Below are 22,360 nucleotides of genomic sequence, written 5' to 3' on the forward strand. Positions count from 1 at the left end.
GGAGGCGGTGCCGCCGCCCGCGCGAGGCAGTATCCCCGCGCGGCAGCGGACCCGTTCCAGGTCCGGAGGGTGAGTTGCCCGCGCCTCGCACCGGGGTTCCGGTCCGGGCGCGTGTCCGACGGGTGACGGAAGAGGGCAAGTGCGGCACCCGCCTCATCCCTCGTGTCGCCCCCCTTGTTCCAGTCGGTGGCCCCCTCCCATAACTGCTATCCCCTCCCGGGGGATGACACGTGTTTGTTATTCAGCGTCCGGCCCCGGGTTCTTAGCATGAAGCCTTCTTCGCTACCCGCTCCGCGGAGTGCCCATGTCCCGCTCGTCCGAACCCGGTCACACCCCCGTCAGCGGTGTGGATCTCTCCCCCATTCCGCCGTCCCCGCCGTCCCCGCTGCCATTGTGCGACCAGGCGGACTGGCAGGCCGAACACCTCGGCTCCCACCTCCGCTACGCCATGCAACCGGTCATCGATCGGGCCGGTCGCGTCGTGGCCACCGAACTGCTGTTCCGCTGGAATGCCAGCGACGACGGCGTCGGCCCGGAACTCGGCGCCTACGCGACGGCCGCGGCCCTCTCCGGCGCGCTGATCGATGGCGAGCTGCTGATCGATGCGCCCGCCGCGGAGCACCCCATCGGCGATCTGCTGGTCAACATGGACCGCCGCACGCTGATGAGTCCGATCGCCGAAGCGTTGACGCCCGATGTCGGTGTGATCGAGCTGCTGGAAACCGTCGTCGTGGACGCCCCGCTCATGCGGCGCATCCAGGACCTTCATGGCCGGGGCTACCGTTTCGCCCTGGACGACATCGTCCGCGCGGACGACGCGCGATGGGCGCTGGCCCCCTGGGTGCAGTTCGCCAAGATCGATGTCGTCGGACTTGACGCGGAGCAACTGCCGGCACTGGTCCGCCAGGCGCATGGCCTCGGCCTGGCGGTCATCGCCGAGAAGATCGAGGATGACGAGGCTTTCCAGCGCGCGCGCCGTGCGGGCGCCGACTATTTCCAAGGCTACGGCATCGCCCGCCCGACGACCCAGGCCGTGCCCGCGTTGCCGGGCTGCGATGCGAACGTGGTCGGACAGCTGTTCCTGCTGGCGCGCTCGGGGGTCTCGGCCTCGTCGCTCGCGCTGATCGCGGGACGTCACCCGGCCTTGGTCGCGCGACTGCTGCGTGTCCAGGCGATCCATGCGCCCCACGGCGCGGCGACCGCGGAATCGCTGACGGATGTGCTGATGGCGCTGCCGCGCGCGGTGCTGGTCGCCTGGTTGGCGGTGTTCAACATCGCCGCCGTGCATGGACGGGATCGGGACCTGGCGCGGCTGCTGCGCGGTGAATTGGCCGAAGGGCGGCTGCGGCTGCGTCGTGAGGGACTGGGGAGTACGTCGGGCGCGCTGGAGCGGGCCTCCTTCGTGCTGTGCAAGCAGCTGCTGCGCATGCGCCTGTTGTCCAGGCCCGCCGCGGCGTTCTCGTCGATCTTCGGTCCCGGCAAGTCCGCTCGAGGCGGCACATCCGGCGGAGGCCTGGCGATGGCCGCCGCTTGAGACCTCACTCGTCGATCAACCCGTGCAGCCGGGCCACGCTGGTGGCCATGGCACGGGAGTTGACGTTCAGCTTGCGATAGATCGACCGCAGGTGCTGATTCACCGTGAAGCGGGAGATGGACAGGCGGCTGCCGATGTCGACGATCGGCAGCCCTTCGATCAGCAGGTTCAGAACGCTCCATTCGCGTTGACCCAGGCCGAGTTCCTTGAGCTTCTGCCCCTTGTCCACCTTGGGCTTCACGCCGGTCTCCAGGCTCTCGAGCTTGTCGAGCACCAGGCGGGACACGGCGGGGCTCAGGGGCGCGTGGCCGTTGTGGGTGGCGATGATCTTGTCGATCAGGCTGGGCTGGATCTCTTCCTTCAGCAGGTAGCCGGAAGCCCCCGAGCGCAGGCTGCGCATCACGTGCTTGGCATCGCCGAAGGTGCTGATCACGATGCTGTGCGCATCGGGGCACTTCTCGTCGATCAGCTTGATCAGGTCGATGCCGTCCACGTCAGGCAGGCCGAGGTCGACCAGGTAGATGTCGGCACGATTGGCGAGGATCGCGGAGACCGATTCCCCGCGATTGCGGCCGATGCCCACGATCTGGCAGGCACTGCTGGCCGACACGACGTCGATCAGGCGCTGGAGGACGGTGGCATCGTCTTCGATGATGGTGACGGTGATCATGGCATGTTCCCCTGTAGTTCGGAGTTGTTGTTGCTGATGGTCGATGAAGAGGGATGACGTGAAGTGAGTGGTGCTCGCGCAAGCGTCGTGCGGTCGCCACGGCTTTCAGCGCTCGCCGAGGGATTCCGACACCGTTTTCCTGACCGGCTTGAGCAGGTAGTCCAGCACCGTGTGACGGCCCGTGATGATCTCCGCCGTCGCCGTCATGCCGGGCTGGATCACGATGCGATCGGCCTTCTCGCCCTTGAAACGCTTCCCGCTGATGCGGATGTGGGTGCGGTAGTAGGCCTGTTCGCCTTGCGCGGTGCGCTCGGTCAGGGCGTCCGGGCTGACGTAGGTCACGCTGCCGTCGAGGGCGCCGTAGATGCTGTAGTCGAAGGCGTCCACCTTGACCACGGCCGGCATGCCGGGCCGGATGAATCCGATGTCGACGGCGCGCAGCCGGGCCTCGATGATCAGGTCTTCCCCGGTGGGCAGCAGCTGCATGATCTCGTCGCCCGGTCGCAGGACCGCGCCCTCGGTGGTCAGCGTGATCAGGTTGACGATGCCGTCGACCGGCGCTCGCAGCTGCGTGTGTTCCAGGTTGCCGCGACGGTCGTTCAGCATCTGCTGCACGCTGGCGAGCTCCTCTTCGGTCTTGGCCAGTTCGGCCTGGGAATCCTGGAGGAAGCGGTTGCGGCGCAAGGTGACCTGGCCCGCCGCCTCGTTCGCGGTGCGCTGCAGCCGCAGATACTCGGCCGCGCTGATGTCGCCGGCCTTGTAAAGGGGCTCGTTGAGTTCGGCCTCGCGCCGGGCGAGATCGGCGGACGTCGTCAGCACCGCCAGCTCTTCCTGCAGGGCCGTGCGGCGGCGTTCGTAGAGCTTGCGCTGCAGCTCGTTGAACGGGCCCGAGCCGGCGGGGCGGTAGGGCGTCCCCAGCGTCTCGGCCCGCAGGCGCGCCAGCGATGCGTTCAGCGCATCGGCCTTTTCGCTGGAGTCCGCCAGCGCGGCGCTGGCCTTGGTGTTGTCGAGTTGCGCCAGCAGGGCGCCCTTGCGGACCGCGTCTCCCTCGCGCACAAAGAGCTTTTCCACCACACCTCCGTCGGGCGCCTGGATCACCTGTGTGCGAGAGGATGCCATGACCTTGCCGCCAGCGCGAGTCACCTGCTCGATCTGCGCCTGCGAGGCCCACCACAAGCCGGCACCCAGCGCCGTCACCGTGGCGAGGACGGTCCAGCGCACCCGCGCTTGACTGTCGTGGAAGGGGTTGGTCGTTGTCATCTACGTTCTCTTGATGTCGGGAGTTCCGGGGGCGTTCGCGCGGCTCTTCAAAGGACGCTTCACGCGGCCTGCTCGGCGGCCACGGGCCCCGCTGCCAGTGCCGGTCGGCCCTGCAGCCTGGCCAGCACCTCGTCCCGCGGTCCATCGGCCAGGACGCCCTGCGGCGAGAGCACGATGACGCGGTCGACCAGCGCCAGCATCGACAGGCGATGGGTCACCAGCAGCAGCGTCGCCTCGGGCTTGAGCAGGTGCTGCATCAGGCGGACGGTGGCCTGTTCGAGTCCGTCGTCCATGCCCGAGGTCGGCTCGTCGAGCAGCCATACCGCGCGATCGGCCAGGACGAGGCGCGTCAGCGCCACGAGTTGACGCTGCCCGCCCGACAGGCCGCGGCCGCCTTCCGAGAGCTTGCGGTCCAGGCCCAGCGGATGCCGGGCGACCATGGACCACAGGCCGGTCTTCTGGCAGGCGGCGACCAGGTGGTCATCGCTGACGTCGGGCAGTCCGAACAGGAGGTTGTCGCGCAGCGTGCCGGAGAACAGCCATGCGTGCTGCGGGCAATAGGCCAGGTGGCTCGCACGCCATCCGGCGTGGATCTGCTGCTGGTCGATGCCGTCCAGATAGACAGTGCCCCGCGTCGGTTTGCTCAGGCCGCAGGCGAGCGACAGGAGCGTGGTCTTGCCGGCGCCGATGGTCCCCAGGATGGCGACCTTCTCGCCGGGGAGGAACCGCAGGTGGCCGAAACGCAGGGGCTCCTTCTGGCCGGGATAGGCGAATTCGACGTCCTCGAAGCGCAGTTCGCCGTGCAGGACCTGCGGCACGATGGCGCGGTCCATGCCGTCGTTGTCCACCTGCAGCCGGAAGATCGCGTCGAGCGCCTTCATGGACGCCCGGGCGCTGCCCAGTTGCACGAGCAAGGGCGGGATGGAGGCCAGCGGCGACAGCACGCGACCCGACAGGATCGAGCAGGCCACGATCGCGCCTTGCGTCAGATGCCCGTCGATGGCGAGCACGGCGCCGACACAGATCAGGGCGATGTAGCTCGCCTGCTGCAGGGCGGCGGAGATGTACGAGGTGGTGTCGCTCTCATGCTTGAGGGCCAGGCTTTGCGCGGCGTTCACCTCGCACAGCGCCGCCCAGCGGGCCTCGAAGCGCCAGGTCGCGCCGAGGCCCTTGATCGCCTCGGTCCCTTCGATGGTCTCGACCAGCAGGCCGGTCTTGGCATTCGCCCCGGACTGGCTGCTCGCGGTCAGCCGGGCGATGCGTCGGGCCCGCATCAGTCCCGTCAGCACGGTCACGCCGAAGAGCACCACCGCAGGCAGTGCCATCCAGAAGCCGCCGATCGCCGCGATCACAAGCGCGAAGATCAGCGCCATCGGCATGTCGAAGAGGAGGAACAGCGTGCTGGCCGACAGGATGCCGCGGATCGACTCGAAGCTCTGCACCTGCGATGCCAGCGTCCCGACGGAACCGGGGCGCTGATCCATCCGGACCGCGTTCAGCCGTGCCATCAACGCATTGGAGATGCCGACATCCAGTTGCTTCAACCGCGGTTCGAGCAGCGAGGCCCGCGCCAGCTTCAGCAGGAACTCGATCACCACCGCCAGACCCACGCCCAGGGTGAGGACCCACAGGGTCTCGTGCCCCTGGCTCGGGATGACGCGGTCGTAGACCTGCATCGAGAAGAACGAGATGGCGATGCCGATCGTCGCAAGCACCAGCGACAGGCCTGCGGCTTCCATGAAGATCGGCCACTGGCCCCGGACTTGCGCGAGCATCATGCCGCGCGCGCTGCGGCTCGTGGCGCGGTGGGTCTCGTGGTCCACCACCGCGTGCAGGCAGGGCTGGTCGTCCAGCACGAGTTCACGGCGGACCTGATCGGGGCCCGCGCAGGTCCAGAGCCCTTCGGGCGTGCGCGCGGTGATCACCTGCCAGCCGTGCTCGGCGTGGTGGCACACCAGCGGCAACGCGGCGAGCTGCGGTGCGTCGAGCAGCACGAAACGGCTCTGCTGATCCAGCGCACCAGCCAGCAGGCGCGCGCCGTCGAGTTCCTCGCCGGTCAGCCCCAACTCCGCCTGACGTTGGCGGACCAGCGCGGCGGGCACGGGGCGTCCCTTCAGGCGCAACCAGTGGGTGAGGGTGGTCACAAGGGCGACCGAGGGAAGCGACGACGCGGGCGTCGTTCGCTTGAAGGGATTCCATGTCATGGCGGGCGTCTCGCGGGTGGCGATGGGCAGGGGGGCGCTGCGGGAGGTGCTGCGGGAGTTACGGCGGACGTTGCTGAAGAAGACGGACGTCGACCCGCTCAACCGGGCGACGGGCCGCCGTCCAGGAGCAGGCGCAGGCGGTACAGGCCGGCGCGTTCGTCGATCGCGGCGTCGCGCTGGGACTGACGGGTGGCGTAGGCCTCGCGGACCATGTTCAGCAGGTCCAGCCACGCGCGTTTGCCGGCATCGAACTGGCGTCGGTACGAGGCCAGCACCTCGTCGCCGGTCGCGGCCGTGAGCTCGGCGTTGCGCAGCGAGGCGACCGCCGCGGCATGGCGGGTGAATTCCAGCTGGTAGTTGCTCAATTGGTCCTGTTCGGTCGCGGCGACCTGAGCCTCGGCCGCGGCGATCCGGGACCGGGCGGCATTCACGCCGGACAGGGCCGACAGTCCCCCCGGCAGTCCGGCCTGGATCACGAAGCCGATGCGATCGTCCTTGTAGGCACCGCTCTGACGGTCCAGGCGAAGGCTGACGGTCGGCAGCAACGCGGCCTTGGCCTTGGTCAGTTCCTCGCGGTACAGGTCGACGTTGGCGCGCGCGATCGCCATCTCGGGCGAGAGCTGGATGCGGTCGAGCACCTGGTTCAGCGCCGGCGGCGCGGGGAGCTCCCCATCGAGCACGAGGCGCACGCCATCGTCGACGGGGCGGCGTGCCAGACGCTGCAGGCGGTCCCGCTGCAGGGCTTCCTCCAGCCGGGCCTGCGCCAGCTCGGCCTGCACGGCGCTCAGCCGGGAGGCCGCCAGCGCCGCGTCGGCATTGGTGGCCACGCCCGCCTGGTTGCGACGGCGGATCATCTCCAGCAGCCGCTGGTGCTCCGCGCGCAGCGCCTCCAGGCTGTCGACGCGACCGCGGACCTTGGCCCAGTCGGCCCAGGTCTGCACGATCCGCAGCTTCAATTGCAGCTGCGCGGACCGCAACTCCATCTCGCTGCTGCGCAGGCTGGTCCGTGCGGCGTTCAGGTTGGCCGACAGCAGCCCGCCCGTGTAGAGGGGCTGCTGGAGGCTCAGCATATTGACATACCGGCTGGTGCCGGCGGCGAGCTGGCGGGAGAAGCTGGGCGAGGGTCCGAACTGCCACTTCGCGGCGGTGACGCCATCCTCGGCGGCGGCGATCGAGGCACGGGCGCGCTCGATCGACGGATCCGCGGACAAGGCGCCGCCCAGGAAGTCGTCCATGGCGAACCCCCAGGGCGCGGCGTTCGCAGGCAGCGGCGCGCTCGTGGATGACGCCACGAGGGGCGCTTCAGGCACGGGCTCGTCTGCCGCCTGACGCCCGTCGTCCGCGTGGGCCGCCAGGCAGATCAAAGCCAGCGCGGCGAGCGGATATCGCCAGCCGGCGGCGGTATCGATATTCGCCGATCGGAATGAGCGCAAGGGGCGCAAAGGAGTTTGGCGGTTCAAGGGGAAACCCATCGGGCTGTTTTCTATGCCCTCAGTTTCGTTTCCCGTCCTGCCGTCTCACAATGACATTTCCTTGCTAGCCTTTTGACGTCGACAACCATTGGTGGTTCATTTGTGCAAAGAAACTAGCAAGTATTTGCTAGTACCTTCCGGCATTCGAATGTCCCGCGAGTGCGCCATGTGGCCGTGCCCCGGGGGAATGGCGGTTGCCGGATGGCGGCACCTCTTACCTTGAGAAGGACCCGCGATGACCAACCCCACTGAAGACCTGGAACCCTGCATGAAGGCGTGTGCCGAAGCGCTGCTCGCCACGCGTCAGTGCGCCAATGCGTGCATCCGCTCCGGCGATCGCCTGCTGGAGGCCTGCGCTCTGCTGGATCTGGATTGCGCCGCCGTCTGTGAAGCGACGATCGGCGTGCTCTCGCGGGAGTCCGCTCACCATGGAGATTTCTGTGCGTTGTGCGCCCATCTGTGCCGGGCTTGCGCCGATGAGTGCGAGAAGCATCAGCACGCGCATTGCAGACGTTGTGCCCAGGCCTGCCGGGCTTGCGCGGCGGCTTGTGACGTCCATGCGGGAGAGCGCCACGCGCTGGGGGCCCACGCTTGAGCGCCGGTCCGACTTACTGCTGCCGGATCACTGATTAATTGCAGTAATGGGTTTCGGGGCGGTGTCAACTTTGAATTTCACGGATTTAATTTCCTTTGGGTGATCGCGAGTCGTCAACTGTTCCAGAAACGGTGACGCTTCACGGCTAACATGCGGGCATAGCCGCTCAGAGCCAGCCGACTGGCCGATGCAACTCGGGACGGAGGACGCCCGTTGGCCCAAGACGCCGCGGACGGTGCGAGAAAGCAGTGATCACCCCTCATTTCCATATCTGCGCCTTTTTCGACAGCCGGGAGGACGCGTGCCAGGTGCTGGCGCCGTTCTACCGGGAAGCGGAACAGAACAACGAACGCAACCTGCATCTGATCGAGCCGGGCGGTCTCGACGAGCACCGGGCACGCCTGGTGGGCGCCGGGATCGACGTCGTGGCGTGCGAACACCGCGGCCAGCTGGCCTTGTGGCCCTGGCCGCAGGCGTCGGGCGCGCTCGACGTGGAGGCCCTGCTGGCGGCCATGGCGCTGGCCACGTCGGCGCAAGGCGGCGCCCAGGCCGGATTCGACGGGCTGCGCGTCATGTCGCAGATGGGCTGGGCCGTCCGGCACGGCTTCGACCGTCTGGACCTGCTGGAGTACGAGGCGCGCCTCAACGGCGTCCTCGACACGAATCGCCGGCTGGCGATCTGCGTCTACGACCTCGCGCCGCTGGACGGCGCCACCATGATGGATCTGCTGCGCACGCATCCGCTCACGATGATCGGCGGCGTGCTGCGAGAGAATCCGTTCTTCACGCCGCCGGCCGAGATGCTGCGCGAGCTGTCCGCGCGCCGTGCCACGGGGCGACGTCGCGCTCGCTCCGCTCCGGTGGCCCTCCCAGTGCCGGCACGACACCGGCGGGCCGAATGACCACGATGTCCCGAGAAAGAGAACCGTCCGCCGCCGATCAGGCGCTGCGCGACCTGATGGGCCTGCTCGCGCTGCCGGCCCTCTGGGTCGGGCGTGACGCGGCCACCGTCCTGCAACTGACGACCGAGGCCGTGAACCGGATCGTCGGCACGGCGGTCTGCCTGCTGCATGCGCCGCTGGTGCCGGACGCCGCGCCGGCGACGGTCCTGCAGCTCGGCGGCGTGCGCGTGTCGCAGGAGGCCTGGACCGATTTCATCCTCGCCTGCCGCCAGATGCCCGACACCGCGGACCACGCGACCGCGCTGGAATCGCCGCTGGGCACCTTGCGCGTGGTGCGGCTCTACCTGGGGCCGGCGGGCCGGGCGGGCAGCCTGTGGTTCGGCTCCTCGCGACCGGACTTCCCGTCGCCGCACCAGAGTGCCTTCATGCGCGCCGCGGCGACGCTGGCGTCGACCGGCCTGCACGCGGCGCGACTGGATCACGAGCGTGAACGTGCCGCGAGCGCGAAGGACGAGTTCCTCGCCATGCTCGGTCACGAGCTGCGCAACCCGCTGGCGCCGATCTCCACCGCGCTGCACCTGATCCGCCTGCAGACGGGCCAGCTGTCGCGCGAGCACGAGATCATCGAGCGCCAGGTCGGCCACCTGTCCAAGCTGGTCGACGACTTGCTCGACATCACGCGCATCACGCGCGGCAAGATCGAGCTGTCGCGCGAACCGGTGGACGTGCCTTTCCTGCTGAGCGACGCGATCGAGGGCGTGAGCCCGCTGCTCGAGGAACGCAACCACCTGCTGCGGGTGGCCTGCGAGGTCGGGCCGGAACTGCGGCTGGTGGGCGACCGGGCGCGGCTGCGGCAGGTCGTCGTCAACCTGCTGAGCAACGCCGCCAAGTACACGCCGACGAACGGCGAGATCCGCGTCGGGGCGCGCGCTGTCGGCAACGCGCTGGTGATCGAGGTGCAGGACAACGGCGCCGGCATCGATGCGGACATGCTGCCGCGGGTGTTCGAACTGTTCGAGCAGGGCTCGACGACGCTGGACCGCTCCAAGGGCGGGCTCGGCATCGGGCTGGCGATCGTGAAGCAGCTGGTCGAGATGCATCACGGCCAGGTGGCGGTGTTCAGCGCCGGACCGGGGCAGGGCGCGACCTTCCGCGTGACGCTGCCGGCGGAAGTGCATGCGGAGCCGCCCACGCCCGGCCCGGCCACCGAGGCGCTGGACACGCTGCCGCCGGTGCAGGGGCGGGTCCTGGTCGTCGACGACAACCGCGACGCCGCCGAGACGCTGGGCATGGCGCTGCGCTATGCCGGGTACGACGTCGTCACGACGACGCTGCCGCAGGAAGCGCTGGACCGGGTGCGCGCCGCCCGGTTCGACGCCGCGGTGCTCGACATCGGCATGCCGGTGATCGATGGCTACCAGCTCGCGACGCTGATCCACCACGAACTCGGTGCAGCCGCGCCGCGGCTGATCGCGCTCACCGGGTATGGCCAGGCCTCCGATCGCGACAAGGCGCTGAGCAGCGGCTTCGACGAACACATGGTCAAGCCGATCGACCTGGATCGCCTGACGCGCACGCTGGAGCGGCTGATGCGTGCGGACGCGCTCTAATCGGGGCTCATGACCGCGCCTGATTTCCCTCCTTCCACGACCGCCCCGGCGAGCGCGCCCGCACCGGCGTCTGCGCCATCGTCCGCGCCCGTGCCTGCGCACCTGGCGATCCTCGACGACGAGCCCGACATCACCCAGTTGCTGGCCGGTTACCTGGCGTCGCACGGCTTCCGCACGACGCAGCTCCACACCGGCCGCGCGTTGATGGACCTGATGGCGACGGACACGCCCGACCTGGTGCTGCTGGACCTGGGTCTGCCCGGCGAGGACGGATTCGTGATCGCGCGTCAGTTGCGCGAGCACTGGCGCTGCGGCCTGGTGATCGTCACCGGGCGCGGCGATGCCGTCGACAAGGTCGTCGGACTGGAGGTCGGCGCCGACGACTACGTGACCAAGCCTTTCGACCTGCGCGAGCTGGTGGCCCGTGTGAAGGCCGTGCTGCGTCGCCTTGCCCCCGGGCCGGCGGCGCCTGCTTCCGCACCGACATATCCCGTGAGTTCGGGCACCTCCCTGGGGTCGATGTCGGCGGCGTCGTCGTCTGCGTCCATGCTGCGCGGACAGCCGGGCGAAATCGTCCACGACCTGTCCGCCGGTCGTGAGCGGCTCCACTTCGAAGGCTGGACCGTGGACGTGTCCGCTCGTCGCGTGACCGGGCCGGACGGCGTGGACGTCGCACTGACCACCGGCGAGTTCGATCTGCTGCACATCCTCATGCTGCATCCCGGGCGCGTGCTGTCGCGGGACTTCCTGCTGGAGCACACGCGGGGCCGCGAGTCCGGCCCGTTCGACCGCACGATCGACGTCCAGGTCGGACGCCTGCGTCGCAAGCTCGGCGCCGAGTCGGGCGAGGGCCAATGGATCAAGTCGGTGCGAGGCGCCGGCTACCTGTTCGCGCCGAGGGTGACCTCGACGATCTCGACCTGAGCGTGCCATGGGCGACGCGACCAACGACGCCACTGCCGGCGCGATCAATGCGATCGATGACGGGGTGCCCGCCCTCGACGAGTCCGCGATCTTCCGCGCGTTGTTCGCCGCGTCGCCGGACGGGCTGCTGCTGGTCGACGACCAGGGGCTGATCCGGCTTGCGAATCCGACCGCGTCCCAACTGCTGGGTTATGCGAACGAGGCGTTGATCGGCGCCTCCGTCGAGATGCTGGTGCCTGACAGCATCCGTCCGCGCCACGCGTCTTACCGGCATGCCTACGAAGGGGCGCCGCGATCGCGGCCCATGGGGGGCACGGCCACCGAGCTGGTCGCGCGTCGGCGTGACGGGTCGGAGGTCCTGGTGGAGATCGCCTTGAGCCCGTTGCAGCCGCTCGGGCTGCCCTACACGATGGCCTCGATCCGCAGCGTCGCCGAATACCCGCGCGTGCGCCAGGCCTTGCAGCGGGCGCGCTACAGCGAGCATCTGGCGCAACTGGGCAAGATCGCCGTCGATTCGCTCGATCCGCAGGAGGTGCTGCGCCAGGTGCCGGCTATCGCCGCGCAGGCGCTCGAAGCCGACGTGGCGGTGGTGTTCCTGCTCGAGCCGGGCCGCACCGAGTTGCGCCTGGCTGGCGGCGTCGGCCTGCTGGAGGACGAGGCCCTCGGCGCGAAAGTCCCCAACCGTCCCGCGACGCCTCAGGGTTTCGTGCTGACGCAGGGCGGTCCGGTCGTGGTCGAGGACTACGGCAACGAGCATCGGTTCACCGTGCCCGACGCCTATCGAGAGGCGGGCCTGGTGTCCTCGCTGGCGGTGCCGCTGTCCGATCGGGGGCGGCCCGTGGGCACGCTGGCCGTGCGCTCGCGCCAGCCGAAACGATTCGGCGACGCGGAGGTGCGCTTCCTGGAATCGGTCGCCAACCTGCTCGGCACCTGCCTGCAGCGGGCGCAGACCGAAGAGGCGCTGCACCACTCGCAACGGCTGGAGGCCGTGGGCCAATTGACGGGCGGCATCGCGCACGATTTCAACAACCTGCTGACGGTCATCCAGGGCAACCTGCAGGTGCTGGCCGAGCTGCCGGCGGTGACCGACGACGGCTTCGCGCCGCAACTGGTCGCGGCGGCGACGCGGGCCTCGCGCCGCGGCGCGGAGCTGACCGGCAAGCTGCTGGCGTTCTCGCGCCGGCAGCGGTTGCAGCCGGCCAGCGTCGATGTGGGCGCGATGGTGCGGTCGCTGGCCGACATGCTGCGCCGCACGCTCGACCAGCGCATCCGCATCCGCATCGAGGTGGCGCCCGATTGCCCCGACGTGCAGGCCGATCCGGCGCAGTTGGAATCGGCGCTCCTGAACATCGCCATCAATGCGCGCGATGCGATGCCCGAGGGCGGGGAACTGGTCTTCGAAGCCGGGCCGCTGAGGGCGATTCCACCGGCGCTGCGCCGCGAGCTGGAAGAGGATGTCGAGGATCCGACGCCCGCGAGTTCCGGAGCGGGCGCGACGCGCTACGTTCGCATCGCCATCTCCGACAGCGGCACGGGCATGCCGGAGGACGTCAAGGAACGCGCCTTCGAACCTTTCTTCACGACGAAGCAGGCCGGCCGGGGCACCGGACTGGGACTGAGCACCGTCTACGGCTTCGCGCGCCAGTCGCGTGGAGCGATCGGCATCGACAGCACGCCGGGCCACGGGACGACCTTGTCGTTGATCCTGCCCCAGCCGCCGGCCGCGAAGCGCGAGGCCATCGAGCACGATGCGGCAGCCGCGGCCGTGCCGCCAGGACTGCGCGTGCTGCTGGTGGAGGATGACGCTGAGGTGCGCGCGGTCGCGCGTCGCTACCTGGCCGACCTCGGCTGCAGCGTCACGGCCTGCGCCAGCGCGGAAGAGGCTTTGCGGCATCTGCGCGAGCTGGAGGCCGCGGCTGATCCTGCGGGGGGCGGCCCGTTGCCACATCTGCTGCTCAGCGACATTGCGTTGGGCGCGGGCATGCGCGGCACCGAGCTGGCGTCGCAAGTGCAGAAGCAATGGCCCGACATCGCCGTGCTGCTGATGTCGGGGTTCTCGGCGGAGCTGCTGTCGTCAGGGCATGAGAGCGCGCTGGACTGGGCGCTGCTGCCCAAGCCCTATGAGCGCGCCGCGCTGGCGCGGGCGATCGGTAAGGTCCTGTCGCGCTGAGGGGCATCCGCGGCCGGAAAGCGCCGGCCTCTCGCTATCCTGTCGATTTCCCGCATCGCCATTCGTCGTGGAAGAGGGGCGGCAACGAGCCGCGCCAACAACCGGAGAACCGCAATGGACTATGTCGATGGATTCGTGGTCGCCGTGCCGACCGCCAAGCGCGAGGCCTATCGCCAGCTGGCGCAGGACGCCTCGGCCGTGTTCAAGGACCACGGCGCGCTCAGCGTCGTCGAGTGCTGGGGTGACGACGTGCCGGAGGGCAAGGTGACCTCGTTCCCCATGGCCGTGCAGCGCAAGCCCGACGAGACCGTCGTCTTCTCGTGGATCGTCTGGCCGTCGCGCCAGGTGCGCGACGAAGGGATGAAGAAGTCGATGGAAGACCCGCGCATGAACCACGATCCGAAGAACATGCCGTTCGACGGTCAGCGCATGATCTTCGGCGGCTTCGAAATCATCGTCCAAGCCTGAACCGTCGAGGCGGCACGCCGCCTCGCGCCGCCCGGCTCACGCCGCCGCCGCCAGCTTCCCCCGCGCCATCGAACCCCCGATCACGAACTGCTCGAGGCGTTCCCGGCTCGGGATCGAGATCTGGCGACGGCCGCGCTCGCCGAACAGGATCAGGCCTTCGCGGTTCAGCTTGGACAGGCAGCGGCTGACCGTCTCCAGCGTCATGCCCAGGTAGTTGCCCAGGTCGGCGCGCGTCATCCGCAGCGTGAGTTCATCGGCGCGCAGGCCGCGCTGATGCATGCTGCGCGCCCAGGCGCAGAGGAACTCCGCCACCCGCGCCAGTGACGCCAGGGTGCACACCGACATCAGCGACTGACGTTCATGGGTGATCTCGGCACTCATGCCTTCGTGGACCACGGCCATCATCTCCGGGTAGCGCGCGCAGGCCTGCAGCAGCTGGTCGTACGGAATGATCGAGATGTTGCCGGTGTCCATCGCGACCGCGTCGCAGGGATGGCGTTCGTGCGCGATGCCGCTGAAACCCAGCCAGTCGCCGCGGAACTTCAGGCTCACGATCTGCTCGCGGCCGTCCAGGCTGCGGCTCACCAGCTTGAACGCGCCTGCGTTGATCAGGTACACGGTGTTGAAGGGCTGGGAGGCGCGGAAGACCATGTCGCCGGCGCGCACGACCTTGGCGGCCGGCTGGATGATGTCCCGGATGGTGCGCATCACGTCGAGCATGCGCTGCTGCGGATCGCGGGAGACGACGCGCGGTTCGCACAGGGTCACGTGCAGCGGTGGGCGCAGTTGCGGACGCAGGTCTGGCGCGATCAGGCCGGGGGTGGTGCTGGCGACGATCGCGGCGGTCGACAGCGGGGCCGCGCCGTCACGAGGCGGCTTGGCCGCCGGCGCCACGCGAGGCCGGCCGGCCGGGGCATCGCGCAGGCGGTCGCGGGGGAGGTCGCTCGGAGGGGAGGCGAGGGCGATGGCGCTGTGCATGATGATCTCGTGGTTGAAAGGATTGCTGGGGATGCTAGAAACGGCCCGCAACGGCGGCACCAATCCTTGACATCGATCAGCAACAGTCGGTGAACCCACGGTGACGGTTCAGTAACGGCCCGTCGGGCCCGCACAGGGCGCACGGTTCCCGTCGGCAACGAGGCCTTCGCGTTGACATCGGTCAACGCGTCTTTCCGTGAGCTGACTACGCTGCGCAGCTCGCCTTTCACGCCTAGCGCCCGACCATGCCGCCGCCCGCCTCGTCTTCCCGAACGACGCTTCCGCCCTTGCTGGGTCTCCGGATGGGGATGGTGTGTGGGGACGGGGGCGCGCCCGCAGCGATGCTGTTCCAGCAGGCGGTGCTCGAACTGGGCGCGCAGGTGACCGTGCTCGATCCCGCGCGGGTGCTGGAGGACGGCGCCGCGCTGGAGGAGATCGCCCGCCTGCTGGGGCACCTGTACGGCGCGATCGCGTGCGACGGCCTGCCGCCCGCAGTCGTGCGGCGGCTGACGGCGGCGGCCGTGGTGCCGGTGGTGGAGGTGCAGGCGCTCCTCACGCCCGCCCAGGGGCTGGGCGCCGATGCGCAGGAACGGCGCCGCGCCGCGCAGGCGGCGTTGATCGCCGCGCTGCGCTGATCGCTCAGGCCTTGGGCAGGCTCTTGTACTGCTGGCCGACCTGGGTCAGCACGCCGGACGCGCCGAACAGGCTCGTGAAGTGCGGATCGGGCGACATCCGGCCAATGAACCACGAGTAGCGGAGCACGTCGCTGCGCGACTCGCAGATGCCGACCATGTCGGCCATCTGCGCCATCTGCTTGGCGGGCGTGTCGATCTGCGCGCTGCCGTCGCCGTTGTGCCAGTTGGCCATCTCGGTGACCCAGAACGGCTTGCCGTATTTCTTGAGCCGGTCCAACTGGCCTGCGAGACCGTAGTCGTACCAATGGAACGCCAGGGCGTCGATCTGCGGATCGCGCCCGTTGGCGCCGCGGAAGGCGGCGAGGAAGGCGTCCATCCACTTGATCGGATCCTCGTAGCCGGCCATCGTGCCCCAGTTGAGCGCCGGCCCGATCAGCCGCACGCCGGTCTGGCGCGCGATGTCCTCCAGCTTGAGCCACTGCACGGCGGCGTCTGCCGGCGACAGGTTGGCCTGATCGGTCAGGTTGGGCTCGTTGACCACGAGCAGGTCCTTCACCGCGGGACGCGCCTTCAGCGCCGCGACGACGTTGGCGACGTTGACGTCCTTGGAAGTCCAGACCATGGGCACGTGCTGCATCGCGCCGGCGATCGACGGGTTCGACCGGACGTTCGCGTCGGGCTGGAGCGCCCAGTTGTACCACCAGCCCACGCTGCCGCCGGACAGCGCGTTGAAGTCGGCCGCATCCTTGAGGTCGTAGGCGATGCCACGCTTGACCGACGGTGCCGGCGGAGGAGGCGGCGGCGGGGGCGGGGGTGGCGATGCGGGAGGCGGGGGCGACGCCGGGGGCGGCGGTGAAGCCGGGGGCGATCCCGAGGGCGGCGGCGCAGCCGGAGGGGGTGGTGACGCCGGTGGCGGCGGAGCGGCCGGGGGTGGCGGTGAGGCCGGCGGTGGTGGTGAAGCGGGCGGCGATCCTGGCGGGGGCGCCGCGGGTATTGCAGGCGAGTCCCCGCCACTGCCACCACCGCCGCAGGCGGCCAGGGTGACGGACAGCGCGCCCGCGCCGGCCAGCGTCAGCAGGCGACGACGGTCGGCGTCGGGCGGCGGCGGCGCGACGAGCGTCGTCGCGGTCGGGGCCGCCAGTGCGTTCAAGGAGGATTCAGCCGGATGCTTCATGGAGGAGCTCTTGCAGCGTTGGAGCGATCTGTCCCTCGCGAAGGGGACAGGTCTTGCGGGCCGCAGTATGGGTGGCTCGACATGTTCTTGTCCCGCACCGAAACACATTGTTAATGTTGCTGACGGCTCGCATTCATCCTGCTACCTCGGAAGAGGGTGTCGCGCGTGATGACGACGTGCCTCCCCTTGACTTGCGCGGGGCGGCAATCCCTAGCCTGAGCGCCCCTGTGTCGAGCCAAAGTGACTTTCGACCACTGCGCTCGGTTACAGCCCTCAATAGAGTCCATGGCATGCAACCGTTTTGCTGCCTCCGACGCGATGGCTGACCTCGACCTGATTTCGCTGCTTGCCCCCTTGCAGGACGACGCCCCATGCGGCGCCGACCTGGAGTACGACGCTGCCTTCCTCGCCCTGGAAGCGGCGGGTGCGGGCAAACCCGAGCAGCAATTCGGCGACACCATCATCCCGGCCGAGGAACCCGACTGGCACGCCGTCCACGAACAGGCCCTGGCGCTGGCCAAGCGGACGCGCGACCTGCGCGTCGCCGTCTGGCTGGTGCGCGCCGGCGCCCGGCTGCAAGGCTTGAGCGCCGCCATCGATGGCCTGGCGCTCATCCGCGGTCTGCTGGAACAACAGTGGGCGCATGTGCATCCTCAACTGGACGCCTCCGACCACGACGACCCGACGATGCGCATGAACGCGCTGCAGCCGCTGACCAGCGTCATGGCTGGCATCGCCGACCTGCGCGCCGCGAGCCTGACCGGCCAGCGCGGCGGTCCCCGCGTGCGCGACGTGGAACTGGCGCTCGGCAATGCCGATCCGATGGGCGAGGAGTCCGTGCCGTCGACCGAAGGCCTGATGGCCGGACTGTCGGCGCAGGCCGCGAACGATCCCGCCTTCGCCGCCCGACTGCACGAGGCGCTGCCGACGGTGCAAGGCATCGTCGCGGCGATCGAGGCGCCGCTCGGCACCGGACAGGGCCCTGATTTCTCGCCGCTGCTGCGTCTGTTCAAGCCGCTCGCCGCGGCCGCCGGACAACTGCAGGGGCAGGGCGGCGATGCCGCCGCCGCTTCGGACGATGCGACCGGCGCGCCGGCCGCGGATTTCGGTGGCGGGGCCGTCGGCGCGGTGTCCGCGCCCGGCGCGATCGCCAGCCGCGACGACGCGGTCCGGGCGCTGCAACGCGTCTGCGACTGGATCGAGCGCCACGAGCCCAGCAATCCCGCGCCGCTGCTGATCCGCCGCGCGCAGCGGCTGATGAGCAAGAGCTTCCTGGAGATCATGCGCGACCTCAATCCCGAGGGCGTGCACGAGATCGAGAAGCTCGCCGGCACGACCAGCGAGTAGGCGCCCGACAGCGACACCGAGACCGACGCCGTTCTTCAACCTTCCGCCTTTCACCCGATCCCCGCTTCAAGGAGCACCCCATGGCCACCAGCAGCCAGAAGTTCATCGCCAGGAATCGCGCCCCGCGCGTGCAGATCGAGTACGACGTCGAGCTCTACGGCGCCGAGAAGAAGGTGCAGCTGCCCTTCGTGATGGGCGTGCTGTCGGACCTGTCGGGCAAGCCCACGGAGCCGCTGCCGCCGGTGTCGGACCGCAAGTTCCTGGACTTCGACGTCGACAACTTCGACGCCCGCATGAAGGCCATGAAGCCGCGCGTCTCGTTCGCCGTGCCCAACACGCTGACCGGCGAAGGCAACCTGATGGTCGACCTGACCTTCGAGTCGATGGACGACTTCTCGCCGGCCGCGGTCGCGCGCAAGGTCGACGGCCTCAAGCAGCTGCTCGAGGCGCGCCAGCAGCTCGCCAACCTGATCACCTACATGGACGGCAAGGCCGGCGCCGAGCAGCTGATCGCCAAGGTCGTCAAGGACGAGGCGTTGCTGAAGTCCCTGGCCACGGCCCAGAAGCCGGCCGACGGCGGCGCGCAGTAAGCGCGGCGCCGACACCTTCCAGAACCCGACGGACCCCACGGAGCACGCACCATGGCCGATGAGACCCTCGCGCAATCAGCGCCTTCACTGCAGGGCATCGAGTACGAAGGCGGCGAGTTCGCCTCGCTGCTGAACAAGGAATTCAAGCCCAAGACCGACGAGGCCAAGTCCGCCGTCGAGCAGGCGGTGCTGACGCTGGCGCAGCAGGCGCTGTCGCAGACCACGCTGATCGGCAGCGACGTCATCGTCTCGATCGAGGCCATGATCGCCGAGATCGACAAGAAGCTGTCGGAGCAGGTCAACGCGATCCTGCATCACGCCGAGTTCCAGCAGCTGGAGTCGGCCTGGCGCGGCCTGCACTACCTCGTCAACAACACCGAGACCGACGAGCAGCTCAAGATCCGCGTGATGAGCATCTCGAAGAACGACCTCGGCAAGACGCTCAAGCGCTACAAGGGCACGGCCTGGGATCAGAGCCCGATCTTCAAGCGCGTCTACGAAGAGGAATTCGGCCAGTTCGGCGGCGAGCCTTTCGGCTCCATCGTCGGCGACTACTACTTCGACCACAGCCCGCCGGACGTCGAGCTGCTGGGCGAGATCGCCAAGGTCGCGGCCGCCGCGCACTCGCCCTTCATCGCCGCGGTGAACCCGTCGCTGATGCAGATGGGCTCGTGGCAGGAGCTCGCGAATCCGCGCGACCTGACCAAGATCTTCAGCACGCCCGAGTATGCCGCCTGGAAGTCGCTGCGCGAGTCCGACGACGCGCGCTACATCGGCCTGGCCATGCCGCGTTTCCTGGCGCGCCTGCCCTACGGCGCGAAGACGAATCCCGTCGAGGAATTCAACTTCGAGGAAGAGACCGGCGGCGGCGAACACGCCAAGTACACGTGGGCCAACTCGGCCTACGCGATGGCGACCAACATCAACCGCTCGTTCAAGACCTACGGCTGGTGCACCCGCATCCGCGGCGTGGAAGCGGGCGGCGCGGTCGAAGGCCTGCCGGCCCACACCTTCCCGACCGACGAAGGCGGCGTGGCCATGAAGTGCCCGACGGAGATCGCGATCAGCGACCGCCGCGAGGCCGAGCTGGCCAAGAACGGCTTCATGCCGCTGGTGCACCGCAAGAACTCGGACTTCGCCGCGTTCATCGGCGCCCAGTCGCTGCAGAAGCCCGCCGAATACGACGACCCCGACGCCACCGCCAACGCCAACCTGGCCGCGCGCCTGCCTTACCTGTTCGCCTGCAACCGCTTCGCGCATTACCTGAAGTGCATCGTGCGCGACAAGGTCGGCTCGTTCAAGGAACGCGGCGACATGGAGAAGTGGCTCAACAAGTGGATCATGAACTACGTCGACGGTGATCCGGCGAACTCGTCGGAGACGACGAAGTCGCAGAAGCCGCTGGCCTCCGCGGAAGTGGTCGTCGAGGAGATCCCGGGCAACCCCGGCTACTACTCGTCGAAATTCTTCCTGCGTCCGCATTACCAGCTCGAAGGCCTGACCGTGTCGCTGCGTCTGGTCTCGACGCTGCCGTCGCAGAAGGGCAAGTAAACGCAAGACCCAGGCGATGACTGCGAGGCGGTCATCGCCGGCACAAGAATTTGAGAATCGCGCGCGACGACGCGCGACGTGTTGAAGGGAGCGCCTCCGAAGGCGCGTTCTGAACTTTCGAGGCACCCCGCCATCCGGACCTTCCAAGGTCCGAAATCCCTGGTCTCCGTCGCGGTCAGCGTCGAGTCGGAGACCGTATTCACAGAGTTCATCTAGGAGAAATCGACCATGACGATCGACGCCAATCTGAAGTTCGCCGGAGTCGAAGGCGAATCCACCCACAAGGACCACAAGGGCGAGATCGACCTGCTGGCCTGGTCGTGGGACGTGCGTCAGGAAAGCACCGCCGCCGCCGGTACCGGTTCGGGCAAGGGCAAGGGCGTTCCTGGCCAGTTCGTGTTCGCGCACTACTACGACAAGGCCTCCCCGGTGCTGGCCAAGGCCTGCGCCTCGGGCAAGCATTTCGACCAGGCCGTGCTGACCTGCCGCAAGGCCGGTGAAGGCCAGCAGGACTTCCTGAAGGTCACCCTGAAGCAAGTCCTCGTGACCGCCGTCTCCCCGTCCGCTTCGGCCGGCGGCGAGATCAGCGAAAGCGTGTCGGTGTCCTACGCCGACATCGAGTTCGAGTACAAGGCTCAGGACGCCAAGGGCGGTCTGGGCGGCGCGGTCAAGTTCGGCTGGAACGTGGCCACGACCGAAACGCGTTGATGCATTGAGGGCGGTGCGCCGGCTTCGCGCTGGCGTATCCGCCGTCGATGATCCCCGCGGCGCGACGGACCCCGGTCTGTCGCGCCGCGCTCGGACAACGAATGACGGTGCGGCGGTGCGCGACACCGTCGAGTGCTGTCGAGTGCCTTGAGGCGCCGACAGGTGCCGTCATCCGTTGTCCATGCCGGAGCGAAAGATGAATCCGTTGACCAGCGGCGCGAGCAGCGCCGACATGTACCTGGACCTGTCGCTCAAGCGCGCGGGCAAGGTCAAGGGCGAGTCCACCTCGGCGGGCCACGCCAACGACGTCGTCGTGCGCGGCTTCAGCTGGGGCGTGGGCGCCGCGGGCGATGCCGTGGCCGGTCAGCAGACCGGTCGCCGCAGCTACCGCCAGCTGACGATCACCAAGGGCCTCGACAGCGCCAGCACCGCGCTGATGAGCGCGGTGGCGACCAACGACGAGGTCAAGAGCGCCAAGCTCTACCTGCGCAAGGCCGGCGGCGCGCAGGAGGACTACTTCTGCCTGACGCTGGAGAAGGCGCGCATCGCGTCCTACGACATCGAGTGCGACGAGACCGGCGCGCCGGTGGAGCGCATCTCGATGAGCTTCCAGAAGGTCAACATCGAGTACCGCACCCAGAACGCCAAGGGCGCGATGGGCGGCACGCACACCTTCGACGACGACCTCACCTGAGGTCCTTCCGGCGCGCCCGCGGGCCCGCCGGGGCATTGAATTCCACGGGAGTCTTGAATGAGCGCAGTGCAGGAACTGCTGGCGGCGGGCCGCCCGACCGAGGCCTTGGCCGCGGCGCAGGCGGAAGTGCGCCAGCGTCCGCAGGATGCGAAGCTGCGCACGATGCTGTTCCAGCTGCTGGCGGTGACGGGCCAATGGGCCCGCGCGGCCGCGCAGCTGGAAGTCTGCGGCGAGCTCGACGCGGGCACGCTGGCGATGGTCAACACCTACCGCGAGGCGCTCAAGTGCGAGCTGGTGCGCGAGGCCGTCTTCGAGGGCCGCACCACGCCGATGGTGATGGGCGAGCCGGCCGAGTGGGTCGCGAATTTCGTGCACTCGCTCAAGCTCGAACATGACGGCGACGTCGCCGGTGCGCGGCAGCTGCGCGCGCAGGCGCTGGACGCCGCGCCTGCGACGCCCGGATCCATCGACGGCCAGGCTTTCGACTGGATCTGCGACGGCGACTCGCGCATCGGCCCGGTGCTGGAGGCGGTGATCAACGGCCGCTACTGCTGGGTGCCGTTCTCCGCGATCAAGGAGATCCACATCGAGGCGCCGACGGACCTGCGCGATCTCGTGTGGTCCGCGGCGCACCTCGAATTCCCCAACGGCGGCGGCTCCGTCGCCCTGATCCCGACGCGTTATCCGCGCAGCGTGGCCTTCGACGACGAGCGCGTCTGGATGGCGCGCCGCACCGAATGGCAGCCGCTGCCGGGCTCGCAGGACGACCAGTACGCCGGCGTCGGCCAGCGCGTGCTGATGACCGACCAGGGCGAGACCGGCCTGCTCGACGCGCGCCTGATCGAACTGCGCCAGTCGTGAGCGCGACGCGCTC

The 22,360-nt window shown here is 68.9% G+C and carries 20 protein-coding genes; 14 read left to right on the forward strand and 6 right to left on the reverse strand.

The window, feature by feature from the left end; translation table 11 throughout:
• The first annotated feature begins 304 nt into the window (after positions 1-304).
• Positions 305-1,534, forward strand: coding sequence for an EAL and HDOD domain-containing protein (locus tag ABE85_RS06425; protein WP_082938374.1), 1,230 nt, complete (start codon positions 305-307; stop codon positions 1,532-1,534).
• Between the two features lie 4 nt (positions 1,535-1,538).
• On the opposite strand, the gene ABE85_RS06430 is transcribed toward ABE85_RS06425, so the two are convergent.
• From ABE85_RS06430 to ABE85_RS06445, 4 genes are all read right to left on the reverse strand, one after another.
• Entirely contained in the window at positions 1,539-2,204 is a 666-nt protein-coding gene (locus ABE85_RS06430; RefSeq protein ID WP_067271469.1) for a response regulator transcription factor, read from the reverse strand.
• A gap of 105 nt (positions 2,205-2,309) precedes the next feature.
• Positions 2,310-3,464, reverse strand: coding sequence for an HlyD family type I secretion periplasmic adaptor subunit (locus ABE85_RS06435; RefSeq protein WP_067271473.1), 1,155 nt, complete (start codon positions 3,462-3,464; stop codon positions 2,310-2,312).
• A gap of 59 nt (positions 3,465-3,523) precedes the next feature.
• Complete coding sequence (locus tag ABE85_RS06440; RefSeq protein ID WP_157521986.1) at positions 3,524-5,608, reverse strand: ATP-binding cassette domain-containing protein; 2,085 nt, start codon at positions 5,606-5,608, stop codon at positions 3,524-3,526.
• Positions 5,609-5,766: 158 nt separating this feature from the next.
• Positions 5,767-6,960 carry a TolC family protein gene (locus ABE85_RS06445; protein WP_197507223.1) on the reverse strand — a complete coding sequence of 398 codons (1,194 nt, stop codon included), beginning with the start codon at positions 6,958-6,960 and terminating at the stop codon, positions 5,767-5,769.
• A 415-nt stretch (positions 6,961-7,375) separates the two neighbouring features.
• On the opposite strand from ABE85_RS06445, the gene ABE85_RS26810 reads away from it, so the two are divergent.
• From ABE85_RS26810 to ABE85_RS06475, 6 genes are all read left to right on the forward strand, one after another.
• On the forward strand, positions 7,376-7,735 hold the full coding sequence (locus tag ABE85_RS26810) for a four-helix bundle copper-binding protein (protein WP_082938377.1): 360 nt from the start codon (positions 7,376-7,378) through the stop codon (positions 7,733-7,735).
• Positions 7,736-7,983: 248 nt separating this feature from the next.
• Positions 7,984-8,637 (forward strand): MEDS domain-containing protein, encoded by a 654-nt coding sequence (locus tag ABE85_RS06455; protein ID WP_197507224.1) that lies wholly within the window; start codon positions 7,984-7,986, stop codon positions 8,635-8,637.
• A 5-nt stretch (positions 8,638-8,642) separates the two neighbouring features.
• Positions 8,643-10,247: an ATP-binding protein gene (locus tag ABE85_RS06460; protein WP_197507226.1), complete on the forward strand. Its 1,605-nt coding sequence runs from the start codon at positions 8,643-8,645 to the stop codon at positions 10,245-10,247.
• Positions 10,248-10,256: 9 nt separating this feature from the next.
• A complete protein-coding gene (locus tag ABE85_RS06465) occupies positions 10,257-11,171 on the forward strand; it encodes a response regulator transcription factor (protein ID WP_082938379.1) in 915 nt (304 codons plus the stop codon).
• 7 nt (positions 11,172-11,178) lie between these two features.
• A complete protein-coding gene (locus ABE85_RS06470; RefSeq protein ID WP_067271501.1) occupies positions 11,179-13,341 on the forward strand; it encodes a GAF domain-containing protein in 2,163 nt (720 codons plus the stop codon).
• 114 nt (positions 13,342-13,455) lie between these two features.
• On the forward strand, positions 13,456-13,809 hold the full coding sequence (locus ABE85_RS06475) for a DUF1428 domain-containing protein (protein ID WP_067271503.1): 354 nt from the start codon (positions 13,456-13,458) through the stop codon (positions 13,807-13,809).
• Positions 13,810-13,845: 36 nt separating this feature from the next.
• Here the strand turns inward: ABE85_RS06475 and ABE85_RS06480 are convergent, their stop codons facing one another.
• Positions 13,846-14,787: a Crp/Fnr family transcriptional regulator gene (locus ABE85_RS06480; protein ID WP_067271504.1), complete on the reverse strand. Its 942-nt coding sequence runs from the start codon at positions 14,785-14,787 to the stop codon at positions 13,846-13,848.
• Between the two features lie 341 nt (positions 14,788-15,128).
• Between ABE85_RS06480 and ABE85_RS06485 the strand changes: the two genes are divergently transcribed.
• Complete coding sequence (locus ABE85_RS06485) at positions 15,129-15,422, forward strand: hypothetical protein (protein ID WP_067271506.1); 294 nt, start codon at positions 15,129-15,131, stop codon at positions 15,420-15,422.
• 4 nt (positions 15,423-15,426) lie between these two features.
• Here the strand turns inward: ABE85_RS06485 and ABE85_RS28295 are convergent, their stop codons facing one another.
• Positions 15,427-16,596 carry a glycosyl hydrolase gene (locus tag ABE85_RS28295; protein ID WP_082938380.1) on the reverse strand — a complete coding sequence of 390 codons (1,170 nt, stop codon included), beginning with the start codon at positions 16,594-16,596 and terminating at the stop codon, positions 15,427-15,429.
• A 285-nt stretch (positions 16,597-16,881) separates the two neighbouring features.
• Between ABE85_RS28295 and tssA the strand changes: the two genes are divergently transcribed.
• The 6 genes from tssA (at position 16,882) to ABE85_RS06520 (ending at position 22,347) form a co-directional block, all read left to right on the forward strand.
• A complete protein-coding gene (tssA, locus tag ABE85_RS06495) occupies positions 16,882-17,943 on the forward strand; it encodes a type VI secretion system protein TssA (protein ID WP_082938381.1) in 1,062 nt (353 codons plus the stop codon).
• An 80-nt stretch (positions 17,944-18,023) separates the two neighbouring features.
• Positions 18,024-18,533 (forward strand): type VI secretion system contractile sheath small subunit, encoded by a 510-nt coding sequence (gene tssB, locus ABE85_RS06500; RefSeq protein WP_067271509.1) that lies wholly within the window; start codon positions 18,024-18,026, stop codon positions 18,531-18,533.
• 51 nt (positions 18,534-18,584) lie between these two features.
• A complete protein-coding gene (gene tssC, locus ABE85_RS06505; RefSeq protein ID WP_067271512.1) occupies positions 18,585-20,084 on the forward strand; it encodes a type VI secretion system contractile sheath large subunit in 1,500 nt (499 codons plus the stop codon).
• 228 nt (positions 20,085-20,312) lie between these two features.
• On the forward strand, positions 20,313-20,792 hold the full coding sequence (locus ABE85_RS06510; RefSeq protein ID WP_067271515.1) for a type VI secretion system tube protein Hcp: 480 nt from the start codon (positions 20,313-20,315) through the stop codon (positions 20,790-20,792).
• A gap of 196 nt (positions 20,793-20,988) precedes the next feature.
• The gene (locus ABE85_RS06515; RefSeq protein ID WP_067271518.1) at positions 20,989-21,486 is read left to right on the forward strand and encodes a type VI secretion system tube protein Hcp; all 498 of its coding nucleotides are present in this window, start codon (positions 20,989-20,991) and stop codon (positions 21,484-21,486) included.
• 57 nt (positions 21,487-21,543) lie between these two features.
• Positions 21,544-22,347, forward strand: coding sequence for a type VI secretion system accessory protein TagJ (locus tag ABE85_RS06520; protein ID WP_067271522.1), 804 nt, complete (start codon positions 21,544-21,546; stop codon positions 22,345-22,347).
• Positions 22,348-22,360 lie beyond the last annotated feature (13 nt).

Source organism: Mitsuaria sp. 7 (genome assembly GCF_001653795.1).
GTDB lineage: Bacteria > Pseudomonadota > Gammaproteobacteria > Burkholderiales > Burkholderiaceae_C > Roseateles.

Coding starts and splice junctions, on each gene's coding strand:
- ABE85_RS06425 (WP_082938374.1), top strand. CDS start 305: ATGTCCCGCTCGTCCGAACCCGGTCACACCCCCGTCAGCGGTGTGGAT.
- ABE85_RS06430 (WP_067271469.1), bottom strand. CDS start 2,204: ATGATCACCGTCACCATCATCGAAGACGATGCCACCGTCCTCCAGCGC.
- ABE85_RS06435 (WP_067271473.1), bottom strand. CDS start 3,464: ATGACAACGACCAACCCCTTCCACGACAGTCAAGCGCGGGTGCGCTGG.
- ABE85_RS26810 (WP_082938377.1), top strand. CDS start 7,376: ATGACCAACCCCACTGAAGACCTGGAACCCTGCATGAAGGCGTGTGCC.
- ABE85_RS06460 (WP_197507226.1), top strand. CDS start 8,643: ATGTCCCGAGAAAGAGAACCGTCCGCCGCCGATCAGGCGCTGCGCGAC.
- ABE85_RS06465 (WP_082938379.1), top strand. CDS start 10,257: ATGACCGCGCCTGATTTCCCTCCTTCCACGACCGCCCCGGCGAGCGCG.
- ABE85_RS06470 (WP_067271501.1), top strand. CDS start 11,179: ATGGGCGACGCGACCAACGACGCCACTGCCGGCGCGATCAATGCGATC.
- ABE85_RS06475 (WP_067271503.1), top strand. CDS start 13,456: ATGGACTATGTCGATGGATTCGTGGTCGCCGTGCCGACCGCCAAGCGC.
- ABE85_RS06480 (WP_067271504.1), bottom strand. CDS start 14,787: ATGCACAGCGCCATCGCCCTCGCCTCCCCTCCGAGCGACCTCCCCCGC.
- ABE85_RS06485 (WP_067271506.1), top strand. CDS start 15,129: ATGCTGTTCCAGCAGGCGGTGCTCGAACTGGGCGCGCAGGTGACCGTG.
- ABE85_RS28295 (WP_082938380.1), bottom strand. CDS start 16,596: ATGAAGCATCCGGCTGAATCCTCCTTGAACGCACTGGCGGCCCCGACC.
- tssA (WP_082938381.1), top strand. CDS start 16,882: ATGGCATGCAACCGTTTTGCTGCCTCCGACGCGATGGCTGACCTCGAC.
- tssB (WP_067271509.1), top strand. CDS start 18,024: ATGGCCACCAGCAGCCAGAAGTTCATCGCCAGGAATCGCGCCCCGCGC.
- tssC (WP_067271512.1), top strand. CDS start 18,585: ATGGCCGATGAGACCCTCGCGCAATCAGCGCCTTCACTGCAGGGCATC.
- ABE85_RS06510 (WP_067271515.1), top strand. CDS start 20,313: ATGACGATCGACGCCAATCTGAAGTTCGCCGGAGTCGAAGGCGAATCC.
- ABE85_RS06515 (WP_067271518.1), top strand. CDS start 20,989: ATGAATCCGTTGACCAGCGGCGCGAGCAGCGCCGACATGTACCTGGAC.
- ABE85_RS06520 (WP_067271522.1), top strand. CDS start 21,544: ATGAGCGCAGTGCAGGAACTGCTGGCGGCGGGCCGCCCGACCGAGGCC.